Genomic DNA, 14,982 nt, shown 5'->3' on the forward strand with positions numbered 1-14,982 from the left:
CCCGGAAGTCGAGGCGTGGTCAAAGGAAAATGGCGGCAAGCTGCCTCTTCTGCGCGACGTGGATATCTCGTATTACCTGCGGCAAGAGAAGAACGGCTTCAACCTTGGCCCTTATGAGCCCAATTGCAAAGGCCATTGGATGACCGACGATGATCCAATGCCCGACGATTTCAGCTTCCAACTGTGGAACGACGATCTGGACCGCATCGAGGACATAGTCACTGACGCGATGGAAAGAGTGCCGCTTATGGCGACTTCGGGCGTCGGGCGGGTGATCAACGGCCCGATCCCATATGCGCCGGATGGCCTTCCGCTGATTGGCCCGATGCCGGGTGTGAAGAACGCGTTCGAAGCGCACACCTTTACTTTTGGGATCGCGCAGGGCGGTGGTGCAGGAAAGGTACTGGCCGAGTGGATCGTCGATGGCGCGACAGAATGGGACATGTGGGCGGTCGATCCGCGCCGCTACACCGACTATACGGATCAGGACTACTGCAACAAAAAAGGCATGGAGGTTTATGGCAACGAATACGCCATGCACTTCCCCCATCATGAATGGCCTGCAGCCCGCGACAAGAAACTTTCGCCCGTTCATGACAAAGTCAAAGAGCTTGGTGGCGTAATGGGCGCATATAATGGCTGGGAACGCGCCAACTGGTTCGCGAAACCGGGCGACGATACTTCGCTTGATGCGACGCATACCTGGGGTCGTTCAGGGCCGTGGGAACAGCGCATCAAGGAGGAGTGTGAAGCCGTCCGCGATCACTGCGGAGTTTTGGATCTGCCGGGTTTCTCACGGTTCATTGTCAAGGGTGAGGGTGCGGCGGAGGCTCTTCGATCTCTGGCAACGGGGGGATTGCCTAAAATTGGCCGTATGAACCTGATTTATATCGCTGATGAACGGGGCCGTATCCTGACAGAGATGTCCTGCATTCGACTTGGCGAAGATGAGTTTGTCATGATCACCGCTGCAACCGCTCAGTGGCATGATCGCGATATCCTTACCGGTGCAATGCCTCAGGGCGTATCGATTGAGGATGTAACCACAACCCGGGACACTTTGATTGTCACGGGGCCCAAGTCCCGCGAAATACTATCGGAAATGACAGATGCCGATTTGACCTCTGGATGGTTGACGCACCAGTCGGCAACGGTGGCTGGCCAGCCGGCTTATCTGATCCGCGTTTCTTTTGCGGGTGAATTGGGTTGGGAAGTGCACGCTCTTAACGAGCATATGCCGGAAATCTACAACGAAATCATCAATGCGGGAGCCAAGCCTTTTGGAATGTATGCATTGAACTCGTTGCGTATCGAAAAAGGCTACCGCGCGTGGAAAGGCGACCTGAGCACAGATTATTCTTTGTTGGAAGGCGGGCTGGAAAGGTTCGTAAAGCTGGATAAGCCGCAAAACTTCCCAGGCAAGGCCGCGATCCTGAACGAAAAGCAGCAGGGTGTGAAAAAGGCATTCGTTACTTTGACGGTAGACGCGGGTGATTGCGACGCACCTTACATGTCGTGCATCTGGCAAAATGGTGAAATCGTGGGCGAAACAACGTCTGGCGCATGGGGCTATCGTGTCGGAAAGTCAATCGCACTTGGCATGATCAAGTCCGAGCTTGCAAACCCGGGCACCGAGCTTGAGGTAGAAATCTACGGCGAAAAGCACCGCGCTGTGGTAGAGCAGGATCAACCGCTTTGGGATCCTGAAAACGAGCGGTTGCGAGCGTAACCTCTCTCGGAGAAGGCCATGAGTAAAAGATATGCGAAATTGGGACCCGGAGAGGGTCCCAATTATGATTGGGAAAACGACCACACATTTGTAAAGGTGTCGGGTCAGGATACCGATGGTGTATATACGCTCATGGAGGATAACTTGAAGGCCAGCTTTGCGCTGGGCCTTCATCGCCATGACAGCCATGCAGAAACCTTCTATTTTTTGGAGGGTGAGGTGGATTTTTATGTTGATGGCGACTGGCATCGATGCACGACGGGTACAACCATCCATGTTCCACCTGGTGTCCCACACGCGTGCCGCGTAGCTGGAGGGGCACCGGCAAGGATGTTGATGATATTTCAACCTTCTGGTTTCGATGGATTTCTTGCCGAGCTGGCGACTATGACCGAGACCGATTTTGCTGACGAGGCTAAAGTGGCGGCGCTGAACGCACGCTATGACATCGTACCAATGGGACCGGTTCCGCCTCACCCCGACGATCAAGACTAAAGGTGTAACAATGGCAATTCCAAAAACCATGTCAGGTGTGTTCCTGACCCGCCACGGTGGTCCAGAAGCTTTGGAATGGCGCGACGACATTCCAGTACCGACACCGGACAAGGGGCAAGTGCTGGTTCGAGTTGCTGCGGCCGGAGTGAACAACACCGATATCAACACGCGGATTGGATGGTATTCTTCGGAGGTAACTGGCGCGACCGAAGATGTGGAACAGGACGTCGAGGCCGGTGGTTGGGGCGGTTCCCTGAACTTTCCGCGAATTCAGGGAGGCGATCTTTGCGGAATAGTTGAAATAGCCGGACCAGAGACAGGGTTCGAACCCGGCCAGCGAGTTACGTGCCCGATCAACTTGCCACGTTCGCGTCCCGGCAATCCTACCGGATTTATCGCGCTCGGGTCCGAGATGGACGGCGCGTTTGCCCAATATTGCCTGGTCGAGGCCAATGATTTGTATGACGTCAGTAGTTCCCCTCTTTCGGATATTGAAATCGCGGCAATACCGTGTGCGTTTGGTACCGCCGAGAATTTGCTTACGCGTGCCAGAGTTACTGCAGGGCACAACGTCCTAATTACTGGTGCGTCCGGGGGTGTCGGTCTTGCCGCGGTTCAGTTGGCGACGCTACGGGGAGCAACGGTTTCAGGGGTTACGAGTTCGACCAAAGCGAATGTGGTCAAGCAACAGGGGGCCATTGACACCTATGACCGCGACGCGTCTCTGCCAGCTGATGCTTTTGATGTCGTGATAGATGTCGTGGGAGGTCCAGCCTGGCCTGGCCTGATCCAAGCGCTTCGACCCGGTGGGCACTATGCCGTTTCCGGAGCAATCGCAGGTCCGATAATACAGGCTGACTTACGCGATATATATCTGCGGGACATCACGATTCACGGCTGTACGCATCAAGAGTTTGATGTATTCGGCCGCTTGGTTGAATTGATGAATTCCGGACGGGTAAAGCCTCTGATTTCAAAAACCTATCCACTTCGCGATATCGCGCTTGCTCAAGTGGATTTCCAATCAAAGACCTTGCCGGGAAAATTGGTTTTGGTTCCCTGAGGAGACGGATAAATGGCAGACATCACGCTTCTGGACGGCTCGATTGGGCAGGAATTGGTTAAACGCAGCGGGGACAAGCCAACACCGCTCTGGTCCACGCGTGTGATGATGGACCACCCGGAGTTGGTGCGGGAAGTACACGAGGAATACTTTCGCCGAGGCGCGACGATTGCGACAACCAATACTTACGCAGTGCATCGTTCGCGATTGGAACGGGTCGGGCTGGAAGATCAACTTTCTGCGTTGGTTGATGCAGCGCTTTTGCAGGCCGAGCACGCGCGTAAGGGTGCGAAGGCCCGAATTGCGGGTTCACTTGGCCCATTGCTGGCAACATATCGGCCAGATCTGAAGCCCGATCCTGATGAGGCAGCGGACAAATTTTCAGAACTGGTTCGACTGATGGTGGATCGTGTCGATCTGTTCCTCATCGAAACCGTGTCCTCTTTGCTTGAAGGCGAAGGAACATTGCGAGGTACAGCACGTTGCGGCAAACCTGTTTGGCTAGCCTTGTCAGTTATGGATGATGATGGCGCACTGCTGCGATCTGGTGAACCACTTGCCGACATTGCACCTTTGGTAGAACAATACGCACCACAGGCGCTTTTGATAAATTGTTCTCGTCCCGAAGCGATCCCCACGGCATTGGATATTCTGGCCTCTATGAAATTGCCATATGGTGCCTATGCGAACGGGTTCACCGGTATTTCTCAAGAATTTCTTCAGGACGCCCCGACCGTTGACGCATTGGAACGACGTGTCGACCTTGGTCCGGAAACATACGCAGAGCATGCAATGAAATGGGTCGATCAGGGGGCAACAATTGTTGGCGGTTGCTGCGAGGTGGGACCAGACCATATCGAAGCAATAGCGAAACGTTTGCAAGAAACCGGTCACAGGATCGTCTGAAAGGACCGGAATGCAATCCAACGCGACATCCGACAACCAGCAAGGACCCGGTGGACAAATTCACTTTGACATTATGGTCGCGCAGGGGTTCGTTTTGTTGGAGTTCGCGTCGCTGGTTGAGGTTCTTCGCCTTGGCAATCGCGTCTGTCCACATCCGCCTTTCAGCTATACCTATCGATCGCATAAGGGGGGGCCAGTTGGAAGCAGCAGTAACGCAACCGTTCCGACCGAGCCGATTTCGAACAGGCCGAACGCAAGTTACTTGTTTGTGATAGGCAATTCAGATCCGGATCAGCCAGAGTTGTCTTTGGGGCGTATAGTTTCGAATTACACTTATAGCGGGGCACAGGTGTTTTTGCTGGCCGAAGCCGCCAGCCGGTACATCGATGAACACGGCACTGCTGAAATGGCAACCCATTGGGAGAACGCCTCTTTTCTTCGCGAGCGAGGCGCCAGGTTTGAGGCTAAACTGTCGATCGCCACTGAACTTGGCCCCGTTGTTACATGTGCTGGAATGGAAGCGACAACCGATGTCGCTTTGGCCGTTATTGGCCGCCACATCTCGGGCCCTGCCAAAATGACAGTGGCCGATATTATGCTGCACGAGAGCATCCGGGATTTTTCTTCCCTCCAACCTTTTTCGGGCTTTAAAAACACTGCCACTGGGGATGCAAAACTGGATGAATGCATAAAGCTGATGCAGGCGAATATCGAAGATCCATTGGCAATAAACGAGATCGTTGACATGCTAAACCTGTCAAATCGGTCGCTGGAACGAAAGTTCAAATCCTTCTTTGGAACCACTCCGAACGGGTTCTACCGCGAAATGCGACTGGCAAAAGCCAACAACTTGCTTTTGAACACAACAATGAGCGTTCGTGAAATCGGCTTGGCATGCGGGTTTCCGAACGGGTTTTCGTCTGTTTACAAAAGCTTTTTTGGCGTGACACCTTTTGCCTTGAGGCGCGAAAAGCGACGGTCATCGCCAAGGTGATTTTCGCGACTTTTGTGACGCTTTCTGTACATCGTTTGTCGGTCTTTCATGTCAGTTTGGGCAAAACCTGAAAAATCGGAGTCATCAACAATGGCTGAACTTCCTCAAAAGGCCCGGGTGGTCATCATCGGTGGCGGTGTGATCGGATGCTCGGTAGCCTATCATCTGACCAAAAAGGGCTGGGATGATGTAGTTCTGTTGGAACGCAAGCAGTTAACTAGTGGCACCACGTGGCATGCGGCAGGTCTGATTGCGCAACTCCGCGCAACTGCGAACATGACTAAACTGGCGAAATACAGTCAGGAACTTTATGGCTCGCTTGAAGAAGAAACTGGCGTCGCAACCGGGTTCAAGCGATGCGGTTCGATCACTGTTGCCCTGACCGAAGAGCGTAAGGAAGAGATTTACCGTCAGGCTGCCATGGCGCGTGCGTTTGGAGTTGAAGTCGAGGAGATTTCCAACGATCGCGTACAAGAGTTGTACCCGCATTTGAACCTTGATGGTGTCAAGGGTGCCGTCTACCTGCCCTTGGACGGCCAGGGCGACCCAGCGAACATTGCGCTGGCACTGGCCAAAGGTGCGCGTCAACGAGGTGGGATCGTTAAGGAACGCGTCAAGGTCACCGATATTGTTAAGCAGGGCCGCAAAGTTACGGGTGTGGACTGGGTAGCGGACGATGGCAGCGCATCAGGCCACATTGAATGCGACATGGTGGTGAACTGCGCTGGTATGTGGGGTCATGAGGTCGGCCGGATGGCGGGGGTCAATGTCCCGCTTCATGCCTGCGAACATTTTTACATCGTAACCGAGAGCATTGACGGTCTTACGCAATTGCCGGTACTTCGCGTCCCCGATGAATGCGCCTATTACAAAGAAGACGCCGGTAAAATTCTGTTGGGTGCATTTGAGCCCAATGCCAAGCCGTGGGCAATGAAAGGTATCCCGGAAACGTTTGAATTCGATCAGCTACCCGAAGATTTCGATCATTTCGAACCGATACTCGAAGCTGCATGTAACCGTATGCCTATGCTTGCAGAGGCTGGTATTCACACTTTTTTTAATGGCCCCGAAAGCTTTACTCCAGATGATGCATATCACTTGGGGCTTGCGCCAGAGATGGATAATTTTTGGGTCGCGGCAGGTTTTAACTCGATTGGTATCCAGTCCGCAGGTGGCGCAGGAATGGCTCTGGCCGAGTGGATGGATACGGGCGCAAAGCCATTTGATCTGGGTGACGTGGATATCAGCCGGATGCAACCGTTCCAAGGTAACAAACAGTATCTGTTCGAACGCTCGAAAGAGACATTGGGTCTTCTCTATGCTGATCACTTTCCTTACCGCCAGAAGGTAACGGCGCGCGGTGTGCGCCGGACACCGTTCCACCACCACTTGCTAGAACATGGGGCGGTCATGGGTGAACTGGCGGGTTGGGAACGCGCCAACTGGTTTGCGAGCAAGGGGCAGAAGCCGGAATACCAGTACAGCTGGAAACGCCAGAATTGGTTCGAGAACTCGGCTGCGGAACACAAATCCGTGCGCGAAAATGTGGGCATGTACGACATGTCATCGTTTGGCAAGATCCGCGTTGACGGTCCCGATGCCGAAGCGTTCATGAACTATGTCGGTGGCGGCGATTATTCGGTGCCGAATGGCAGGATCGTCTATACCCAGTTTCTCAACCGCGCGGGCGGTATTGAGGCGGATGTGACCGTGACCCGCCTATCTGAAAACGCCTATCTGGTTGTCACACCCGCCGCGACTCGGCTGGCTGATCAGACTTGGATGATGCGCCATATTGGGGATTTCAATGTGGTTGTCACTGATGTTACCGCAGGCGAAGGAGTATTGGCCGTTATGGGCCCAAATGCCCGGAAACTGTTGGAAAAAGTTTCACCAAACGATTTCTCCAATGCGACAAACCCGTTCGGCACGGCGCAGGAAATCGAAATCGGCATGGGGTTGGCTCGTGCACATCGCGTGACTTACGTGGGTGAACTTGGCTGGGAAATCTATGTCTCCGCCGATATGGCGGGCCACGTTTTCGAGACTTTGCACCAGGCTGGGCAAGATTTTGGGCTCAAGCTTTGCGGTATGCACATGATGGACAGTTGCCGCATCGAAAAGGGGTTCCGCCATTTCGGCCATGATATTACCTGCGAGGATCACGTCGTCGATGCAGGTCTCGGCTTTGCCGTCAAGGTGGACAAGGGCAGTGACTTCATCGGGCGCGAAGCAGTGATTTCCAGAAAGGATAGCGGGCCCAAAAACCGCCTTGTGCAATTCAAACTGACCGATCCTGAACCTTTGCTCTTCCACAACGAACCTATCATCCGAGACGGAGAGTACGTTGGTTATCTAAGCTCGGGAAATTATGGTCACACGTTAGGCGGAGCCGTTGGTCTTGGCTATGTACCATGCGAAGGCGAGAAGCCTGCGGACGTTTTGGCATCCACATACGAAATCGATGTGTGTGGTGTCAAAGTTAAAGCCGAAGCTTCTCTCAAGCCGATGTACGATCCGAAATCTGAGCGTGTAAAGATATAATCTAAGTACCTAGAGGAATAGCGCTATTTCGCCCTTTTCTTCAGGCCCATCAAAATATTTGATGGGTTTCTTCACGCTTTTGGTGGTTTAATAACCTGCCTGAACTGACGTAAAGACATCCGGTATAAGCCGGAGACCCATTATGGCGGACATCACGACAAGCCCCCAAAATACGGATACACCAAAGGGGCTTGCTCTTGCGGTGACGGCTTACTTTCTGTGGGGTTTCCTTCCATTGTACATGAAGGCAATGGATCACATTGGACCGGTTGAAGTCGTGGCGCATCGGGTCATTTGGTCAGTTCCTTTGGCCGGGCTTTTGCTTGTGGCTCTTGGGCGGACAAAAGATTTGAAAGCTGCTTTACGAAGCCCGCGTATGTTGGGAATGGCTTGCCTTACAGCAACGCTGATTTCCATAAATTGGGCCATATTCGTTTGGGCGGTTGCAACAGGAAATGCTGTGGATGCTGCACTGGGTTATTATATCAACCCGCTATTTAGTATTGCGCTAGGGGCGCTTCTTCTGCGCGAGCCACTTAATCGCACGCAATTGGTGGCCGTCGGATTGGCAGCGACGGGCGTGTTGGTTTTGATACTTGAAGCCGGTAATATTCCATGGGCTGCACTAGGTATGATGTTCAGTTGGGGCTTTTACGCCTTCTTTAAACGCTCCCTTCCGATAGGTCCCAATCAGGGATTTCTTCTGGAAGTTCTGATCCTCCTGATCCCAGCGTTGCTATATGTCACATGGCTTGGCGCAAAGGGAGAAGGCCATTTCGGCCCTGTGGCTTCTGACACTATGCTTTTGGTGGGTGCCGGGGTTGTCACAGCTGTGCCGTTGTTAATTTATGCTAACGGAGCAAAAATGGTCAGGTTATCGACCATGGGAATTTTGCAATACATTGCGCCAACAATGATTTTTGTTACTGCTGTCTTCGTGTTTGGCGAACAAATCGACCGCGGCAGGATGATTGCATTCCCTTTGATCTGGGCGGCCTTGGTCGTTTACACGCTTCCTATGATCCGAAAGCTGCGGAATCAGGCTTGACGGAGCAGATTAGCAACTGCTTCCGCCCATAGTTGATAAGCCTTTGGGCTGGGGTGATACCCGTCAGCTGCAGCCAGTGTCGGGTCATCTGGAAAATCCAACGGTAAGTGAAGTGCGCCCGGAAAATCCTTTATAAGACATTGTAGACTTTGATCAAGCCGCGACGACTGTCGTCCAAGAACCCAAGCCAGTGGCTGAGGTAGGGCTGGAAATCGCTCCATCCGTGGTACCGCGGTGACAACGACGTGACGCGCACCTAATTTTTTTGATAAATGGTTCAGCAAGCGGGTCTGTAGATTTGCAAACTTTCGCTGGGAAACAAGCCGCGTCACATCGTTTACACCCAAAGCCGTCACCACGACATCAAAGGTAGCGTCCAAATTCTGTAGCCTGTTCAGTGTGTCCTGTGTCGTATGTCCTGTCGTAGCCTCAAGCCTCCACTCGACACAGTATTGGCGGGCTAACCTGGAGACCAGTTGACCAGAAAGCGCCTGACTTTGATAATCGACCCCAACCCCTGCGGCCGAACTGTCCCCAGCGATGAGCAACCTTAATCGCGGCCCATGACCTTCGCGCCCTTTGCGTGGTCCAATCGGCTCGGGAAGTCGTTGTGCATTGCGTCTGACATGCAAAGCCTGAACAGCCAAAACTGGCAGCAGCGGAATCCGCAAAATCCGGTCGGCATCCATGAGGCCGGGAACTTTCAACTTAGAGCATCTTTGAAATCTAAAAATCTGGGGTCTTGCATCACACGCGCCATAATGGCTTCGCGCAACGCGCCGACAGTTTTGTATGGGCGCATGACGACTTCGAACGTTTGAATCAGGCCATCATCGTTGAGTGTGATAAGATCGACCCCGACTGCATTCAGTTCGCCAACCTTGCATTGGAACTCGAGCGCCCAGTCTTTGCCACCGCCCATAATCCGGCGATACTGAAAGCCGGAGAATACCTGACCGACATGGCTAAGCACAGCAGCAACTGGCACGCGTCCTGTCCAGGTTTTGTAATATGTTGGCGGTAAAAATCGCACATCTTCCGCCAATAAATCTGCAATTTGGCTTTCATCGCCTTTTGCGACCACCATTTGCATTTGTTCGATCGTAGGGTGCATCTCGTCTCCGAAAATTTTGGTGCCAGAGTTGCCTATGCCCATTGCGCAGGCAAGGACGACGTTGCGGGAGGTTGGTGCCTGCGATAGGCAGACAAGCATGAGCGAAACATACGATCCCCCGAATAAGCCCCTGGACGTTCTGCATGAGGATTCGCAACTGTTAGTGGTCAACAAACCCTCTGGTCTGTTGTCGGTTCCAGGGCGGGGAGAACATTTGGCTGATTGCTTGCTGACAAGAGTGCAGGCCGCTTTTCCCCAGGCACTGCTTGTTCATAGGCTGGATCGGGACACGTCAGGCGTTATGGTTTTTGCTCAGACGCCTCATGCGCAGCGCCATCTGGGGTTACAGTTCGAGAAACGTCAAACTCGAAAGACCTATATCGCACGGGTTTGGGGCCGTGTCGCCGAAAGGACAGGTACAGTGGACTTGCCACTGATCGTCGATTGGCCGAACCGCCCGCTTCAGAAGGTCTGCCATGACACCGGCAAACCAGCTGTCACCGATTGGCGTGTTGTTCGATACGAGGATGGCACCACCCGTATTCGGCTCTTTCCTCAAACCGGCAGATCTCACCAGTTGCGTGTTCACATGCAAGCTGTCGGGCACCCGATACTCGGTGATCCATTCTATGCAGAAGGAGCGGCGCGAAATTTCCCGCGCCTTATGCTTCATTCCGAAGAATTACGTCTCAAAAACCCCGAAGGTGGAATCGCAATGAGGTTTCGGGCAACTGCCGATTTTTGACCTAAGGCCCGACCTGGCCAAATTGCCTTGAAATTTCTCAGGGAAAAGAGCCGCTTCCGCCTCTTGGGTTGAGTGTTTTCGCAATGCCGGACAGAAGCAATCTCGCTTTCAATTTCAAAACCTCGCGGTGCGCGATGTTGCGACCAACGGCCAAGTTTTAGTTTCATCATTACATGGTTGTCGCGGCTTGGCATTGTGGTCCTCCTTGATCTGACGTCAATTGGAACCTGCCGTAACCCTCCTGACACCCCGCTGTCAGGGGGTTGTGCTAAAGTGTCAGGAGATCGCAAGGAGACTGAGATGCGTCGTTCGACCCGTTTGTTTGAAATCATTCAAATTCTGCGCGTATCAAAAGGCCCGGTGACAGCGGAAGAACTGGCGGCAAAGCTGGAAATATCGGTCCGCACAGTCTATCGCGACATCGCCGCGCTGCAGGCCCAACGCACACCAATCGAGGGCGAAGCAGGCGTTGGTTACATGATGCGCCGCGGGTATGACCTGCCGCCGCTGAATTTCGATCCAGAAGAAGTTGAAGCGTTATGGGTGGGTCTTTCGATGCTGGCGCGCACCGGTGACAGCACTCTGCAAAAAGCCGCAGACCGGGTTTGTCGCAAGATCGAAGCGCTGCGTGCCCCGTCAGATTGGTTGCAGGTTGCGCCTTGGGGTACGCCAATTGACGATCCTGCAAATGGGTGCGTCCCGGTGGCCAACTATCGTGAAGCTATTCGGAAAGAGCGAAAAATTCGAATCTCATATCAGAACTCCGATGAAATTCGAACGGACCGGGTCGTTCGGCCTGTGGCTCTTATTTACCATATCGAGTGCACCATCCTTGCGGGCTGGTGTGAGTTGAGAAATGGGTTCCGCCATTTCCGAACGGACCGCATTTGGTCTTGCGATCTTTTGGAAGATCACTTTTTTGGACAGGGTGAGCCGTTGCGCGCGATTTGGCAGGAACAGAATCAAACGACGAATTCTTCTGACGCTGCATAGTTGGCGGGTATTTGCCTATTTCACCGATATGTTGCTTGAGACCTAATGCGGCTGCGATGTTATAGTGCGGTCAACGAAACAAACCCGACGAACGGGCATCGGAGCAGAAGGTGATTTCATGACCATTTCCAAATTTGTCCTTTCGCTAGGGCTGTGTTCAGCGATGGCACTTGGTGCCTGCACGGATCCGGGCACACTCAGTTTGCCCAGCGACCCTAATCAAAACACCAAACAAGGCGCGATTCTGGGCGGAATAGTCGGTGCTGGGGTAGGTGCAATCGCCAACAATTCAAATCCTCTGTTGGGCGCGGCGGCCGGAGGGGCCATAGGCGCAGCAGGGGGCGCTTTGATTGGCAACCAGTTGGATAAACAAGCAGCAGAGTTGAGGCAGCAATTAGCTAATGATGGGATAACCATCGTTAATGCTGGCGACCGTCTGATTGTAACTGTTCCAAACGACATTACTTTTGACACCGACAGCTCGACAGTGCGCCCGGCGCTGCGTGATGATCTGGCAAGGGTCGGGCAGAATTTGGTAAACTACCCAAATTCGAACGTTCAAATTGTCGGCCATACCGATAGCGATGGCGAAGCGTCCTATAATCAGGATTTGTCGGTTCGCCGTGCAAATGCGGTGGCAGACGTTCTGCAAGCGAATGGTGTAAACTTTTCCCGGATCACTACGATTGGTCAGGGTGAGAATAATCCGATCGCGTCGAACCTAACACCCGAAGGCAAGGCTCAGAATCGTAGGGTAGAAATTGTTATTGTGCCAAGCGGCAACGCCTGACTTGAGTTGGACGCAGCAGTAAGGTTCAGTTTTGACATTTCCTATGAGAATGTGTGGGTTTGAGTTTGGCAATGGCCAAACTCGAACTAAGTTTCCGCTGATACCAAGCCGGAGCCTACCCTATGCCTGAACCTATTCTACTTGGCCTGTCAGGATCGCTACGTCAGGACGCTACTAACCGCAAGTTGCTGCGTGAGGCTGCCCGGTTGTTTCAACCCGGTCAATTTATCGAGGCAGAATTGAACCTGCCTCTCTATGACGGTGATTTGGAAGACGGCGAGGGAATCCCAGCTGCTGTTCAAACTCTTGCAGACCAGATTTCCCATGCACATGCCGTGATAATTTCGACGCCAGAATACAATAAAGGCCCGTCCGGCGTTTTGAAAAATGCATTGGATTGGGTCAGCAGAACCGATGGCAAACCTTGGGCGAATAAGCCGGTGGCAGTAATGTCTGCCGCTGCCGGTCGTGCGGGGGGCGAGCGCGCCCAGATGATCCTACGGGCATACATGGTTCCATTTCAGCCACGCATTCTGCAAGGGCCGGAGATTCATTTGGTCAGCAGTTCCAACGAATTCGATGAAGATGGCAAATTGAGCAGCCCACGTTACGAAGCAAGCCTTCGAACCCTAATGGAAAAACTTAGGGCTGAAGCTGGCTTCTGAACAGACGCTTGTTCCCTCATGTGACGCTGCCTAGGGTGTCGGTATGACCAAGGAGCTGAAGACACAAACTCGAACCGACATATTGGACCCGGCACGCGCAGCGGCGCTTCAAGCAACGCTGTCGGCAGAAGAAACGATTGCGTCCGGTTCACCTTTGCCGCCGTTCTTTCATCAAGCCTATTTTTGGTTACCAAGCCCCCCTTCTGAATTGGGTCGGGATGGGCATCCCAAGGTTGGGGGCGGCTTGATCCCCGATATGGGATTACCAAGGCGAATGTGGGCAGGTGGCCGTTTGCGGTTTGATGTGCCCTTAATCGCTGGGGTCGAAGCGGAACGCCATACTGTTTTGGAAAATGTTCAATCAAAAACCGGGCGAACCGGACCACTTGGCATTGTAACGCTCAGGCATGAATTGCGGCAGGGCGGAAAGCTGTGCGTGACCGAATGGCAAGACCTTGTATACCGCAACGACTCTGCGGATTCAGAAACCAAACCGACGCCGCCCAAAGCCAGAATTGATGAAACAGATGGCAAGGATGTTGCGTTCGACTCAACGATATTGTTCAGGTACTCTGCACTCACGTTCAACGGCCATCGAATTCACTATGATTTGGACTATGCCAAGAATGTAGAAGGTTACGACGGTCTCGTGGTGCATGGCCCGCTTTTGGCCCAGCTTCTGATGCTGTTCGCGACGGAACTGATGGGATCATTGGTCGAGTTCTCATTTCGAGCCACGTCTGCATTAATGCATTTTGAATCCGCAACGTTGTGCCGTAACGACAGGAACCTATGGGTGCGTGGCCCTGACGGGCGCCAATGTATGCAAGCAGAGGCGGTTCCCCGGTCAGAGTGATGCCGACGGGCGGAATTCGCCCGGGATTGCGTCGTTATTCTCCAGCATCAGATCTGCCATTACCTCGGCCACTTTGGGGGCCATCCCAAACCCGATTTTGAAGCCGCCATTGGCAATGAACTGTCCCTTTTGCAATGGATGCGCTCCCAGCATCGGCGCCCGGCTCTTACTTCGAGGACGGACACCGGCCCAGCGTTCGATAACCTCGGCCCCGTGTAAAACCGGAACGGCGCCCATGGCGCGGTCAATTACCTCATCCAAAAGTTCGTTGGTACTGTTTGGTTCGTCGTAGTCTCGTTCCGACGTCGATCCGACAGCCAAAGTTCCGTCGGCGTGCGGCACGATATGAATAGCGTCGACAAAAAGCTGTGGTGCATCGCCTGCATCGAAACGCAACAAAGCCGCCTGTCCTTTAACGCCATTGCCCACCGTTTTTCCAAAAACTTGACTGAGTTCTTCTAGCCCACCAAGACCTGTCGAGTGAACAACTCGGCCCGCGTCTGATGCTTCTGGCACGATGTCAACACCCATGACGCCCAGTGCGGCCACTAGTGCCGAGCACGAGTTGCGCGGGTGGATGCGTGCGCTAAGGTTGTCGTGGATCACATATCCGGTTGGGCTGGACGGGCACCAAGTACCCAATTCGGTGACCAATTTCACCTGCCATTCTGCGTGACCGCCCCAAAGCTCTTTTGCCGAGTTTTGCCGCGCGCGCGCAAGTTCAAGCGTTCGCTTGTCCTGGATGGGCTGAATTCGTCCCGATCGACTGTATCCTGCCGATACCCCTCCGGTGGCTTCAACTTGGGCCCAGAAAGCTTCGGCCATTATCAGGCTTTCGAACTGAAAGGCCTTTTTCGAATTCCAATTCTCCGGCACATGTGGGGCAAGCGCGCCGACCAAGCCACCGCTGGACCCGGACCCGGCGCCAAAGGGGTCGACCACCTGCACCTTTGCTCCGCGTCTTGCGCAAGTCCAGGCGATGGACAGGCCGAAAATTCCTGCTCCGCGCACAGTGACATCGACCATTGCCAAACCGCCTT

15 protein-coding genes are annotated in these 14,982 nt (G+C 53.5%); 12 read left to right on the top strand and 3 right to left on the bottom strand.

Going from position 1 to position 14,982, the window contains the following annotated elements:
- The 7 genes from AC2FNV_RS16565 to rarD form a co-directional block, all read left to right on the top strand.
- Window positions 1-1,729: GcvT family protein (locus tag AC2FNV_RS16565; RefSeq protein ID WP_496773911.1), on the top strand; the 1,729-nt coding region annotated here is incomplete at its 5' end.
- 18 nt (window positions 1,730-1,747) lie between these two features.
- Complete coding sequence (locus AC2FNV_RS16570) at window positions 1,748-2,224, top strand: cupin domain-containing protein (RefSeq protein ID WP_170603276.1); 477 nt, start codon at window positions 1,748-1,750, stop codon at window positions 2,222-2,224.
- Between the two features lie 10 nt (window positions 2,225-2,234).
- Window positions 2,235-3,287, top strand: coding sequence for a zinc-binding dehydrogenase (locus AC2FNV_RS16575; protein WP_217371819.1), 1,053 nt, complete (start codon window positions 2,235-2,237; stop codon window positions 3,285-3,287).
- A gap of 12 nt (window positions 3,288-3,299) precedes the next feature.
- Window positions 3,300-4,193 carry a homocysteine S-methyltransferase family protein gene (locus AC2FNV_RS16580; RefSeq protein ID WP_170603278.1) on the top strand — a complete coding sequence of 298 codons (894 nt, stop codon included), beginning with the start codon at window positions 3,300-3,302 and terminating at the stop codon, window positions 4,191-4,193.
- 10 nt (window positions 4,194-4,203) lie between these two features.
- Window positions 4,204-5,187 carry a GlxA family transcriptional regulator gene (locus AC2FNV_RS16585; protein WP_170603280.1) on the top strand — a complete coding sequence of 328 codons (984 nt, stop codon included), beginning with the start codon at window positions 4,204-4,206 and terminating at the stop codon, window positions 5,185-5,187.
- Between the two features lie 90 nt (window positions 5,188-5,277).
- Window positions 5,278-7,731 carry a GcvT family protein gene (locus tag AC2FNV_RS16590; protein ID WP_170603282.1) on the top strand — a complete coding sequence of 818 codons (2,454 nt, stop codon included), beginning with the start codon at window positions 5,278-5,280 and terminating at the stop codon, window positions 7,729-7,731.
- Window positions 7,732-7,873: 142 nt separating this feature from the next.
- On the top strand, window positions 7,874-8,779 hold the full coding sequence (gene rarD, locus AC2FNV_RS16595) for an EamA family transporter RarD (RefSeq protein WP_170479175.1): 906 nt from the start codon (window positions 7,874-7,876) through the stop codon (window positions 8,777-8,779).
- On the opposite strand, the gene AC2FNV_RS16600 is transcribed toward rarD, so the two are convergent.
- Both AC2FNV_RS16600 and AC2FNV_RS16605 read right to left on the bottom strand, forming a co-directional pair.
- Window positions 8,770-9,486 carry an SGNH/GDSL hydrolase family protein gene (locus tag AC2FNV_RS16600; RefSeq protein ID WP_254442512.1) on the bottom strand — a complete coding sequence of 239 codons (717 nt, stop codon included), beginning with the start codon at window positions 9,484-9,486 and terminating at the stop codon, window positions 8,770-8,772. The two genes, rarD and AC2FNV_RS16600, sit on opposite strands and share 10 nt — an antisense overlap.
- The gene (locus tag AC2FNV_RS16605) at window positions 9,483-9,893 is read right to left on the bottom strand and encodes a nuclear transport factor 2 family protein (protein ID WP_170603286.1); all 411 of its coding nucleotides are present in this window, start codon (window positions 9,891-9,893) and stop codon (window positions 9,483-9,485) included. The genes AC2FNV_RS16600 and AC2FNV_RS16605 overlap by 4 nt, the downstream gene beginning before the upstream one ends.
- A 97-nt stretch (window positions 9,894-9,990) precedes the next feature.
- Between AC2FNV_RS16605 and AC2FNV_RS16610 the strand changes: the two genes are divergently transcribed.
- From AC2FNV_RS16610 to AC2FNV_RS16630, 5 genes are all read left to right on the top strand, one after another.
- Window positions 9,991-10,638 (top strand): RluA family pseudouridine synthase, encoded by a 648-nt coding sequence (locus tag AC2FNV_RS16610; protein ID WP_170603288.1) that lies wholly within the window; start codon window positions 9,991-9,993, stop codon window positions 10,636-10,638.
- Between the two features lie 300 nt (window positions 10,639-10,938).
- Window positions 10,939-11,631 carry a helix-turn-helix transcriptional regulator gene (locus tag AC2FNV_RS16615; protein ID WP_170603290.1) on the top strand — a complete coding sequence of 231 codons (693 nt, stop codon included), beginning with the start codon at window positions 10,939-10,941 and terminating at the stop codon, window positions 11,629-11,631.
- 118 nt (window positions 11,632-11,749) lie between these two features.
- A complete protein-coding gene (locus tag AC2FNV_RS16620) occupies window positions 11,750-12,421 on the top strand; it encodes a YiaD family glycine zipper/OmpA-like lipoprotein (RefSeq protein WP_170479168.1) in 672 nt (223 codons plus the stop codon).
- 122 nt (window positions 12,422-12,543) lie between these two features.
- Window positions 12,544-13,086 carry an NADPH-dependent FMN reductase gene (locus AC2FNV_RS16625; protein WP_496773916.1) on the top strand — a complete coding sequence of 181 codons (543 nt, stop codon included), beginning with the start codon at window positions 12,544-12,546 and terminating at the stop codon, window positions 13,084-13,086.
- Between the two features lie 43 nt (window positions 13,087-13,129).
- Window positions 13,130-13,942 carry an HTD2 family dehydratase gene (locus AC2FNV_RS16630; protein ID WP_170603293.1) on the top strand — a complete coding sequence of 271 codons (813 nt, stop codon included), beginning with the start codon at window positions 13,130-13,132 and terminating at the stop codon, window positions 13,940-13,942.
- On the opposite strand, the gene AC2FNV_RS16635 is transcribed toward AC2FNV_RS16630, so the two are convergent.
- Window positions 13,934-14,968 (bottom strand): NAD(P)/FAD-dependent oxidoreductase, encoded by a 1,035-nt coding sequence (locus AC2FNV_RS16635; protein WP_170603295.1) that lies wholly within the window; start codon window positions 14,966-14,968, stop codon window positions 13,934-13,936. The genes AC2FNV_RS16630 and AC2FNV_RS16635 overlap by 9 nt on opposite strands.
- Window positions 14,969-14,982: the final 14 nt, after the last annotated feature.

The sequence above is a fragment of the Ruegeria sp. BHSA163 genome, from assembly GCF_059613365.1.

Coding starts and splice junctions, on each gene's coding strand:
- AC2FNV_RS16585 (WP_170603280.1), top strand. CDS start 4,204: ATGCAATCCAACGCGACATCCGACAACCAGCAAGGACCCGGTGGACAA.
- AC2FNV_RS16590 (WP_170603282.1), top strand. CDS start 5,278: ATGGCTGAACTTCCTCAAAAGGCCCGGGTGGTCATCATCGGTGGCGGT.
- AC2FNV_RS16575 (WP_217371819.1), top strand. CDS start 2,235: ATGGCAATTCCAAAAACCATGTCAGGTGTGTTCCTGACCCGCCACGGT.
- AC2FNV_RS16605 (WP_170603286.1), bottom strand. CDS start 9,893: ATGCACCCTACGATCGAACAAATGCAAATGGTGGTCGCAAAAGGCGAT.
- AC2FNV_RS16570 (WP_170603276.1), top strand. CDS start 1,748: ATGAGTAAAAGATATGCGAAATTGGGACCCGGAGAGGGTCCCAATTAT.
- AC2FNV_RS16630 (WP_170603293.1), top strand. CDS start 13,130: ATGACCAAGGAGCTGAAGACACAAACTCGAACCGACATATTGGACCCG.
- AC2FNV_RS16620 (WP_170479168.1), top strand. CDS start 11,750: ATGACCATTTCCAAATTTGTCCTTTCGCTAGGGCTGTGTTCAGCGATG.
- AC2FNV_RS16615 (WP_170603290.1), top strand. CDS start 10,939: ATGCGTCGTTCGACCCGTTTGTTTGAAATCATTCAAATTCTGCGCGTA.
- rarD (WP_170479175.1), top strand. CDS start 7,874: ATGGCGGACATCACGACAAGCCCCCAAAATACGGATACACCAAAGGGG.
- AC2FNV_RS16635 (WP_170603295.1), bottom strand. CDS start 14,968: ATGGTCGATGTCACTGTGCGCGGAGCAGGAATTTTCGGCCTGTCCATC.
- AC2FNV_RS16580 (WP_170603278.1), top strand. CDS start 3,300: ATGGCAGACATCACGCTTCTGGACGGCTCGATTGGGCAGGAATTGGTT.
- AC2FNV_RS16610 (WP_170603288.1), top strand. CDS start 9,991: ATGAGCGAAACATACGATCCCCCGAATAAGCCCCTGGACGTTCTGCAT.
- AC2FNV_RS16625 (WP_496773916.1), top strand. CDS start 12,544: ATGCCTGAACCTATTCTACTTGGCCTGTCAGGATCGCTACGTCAGGAC.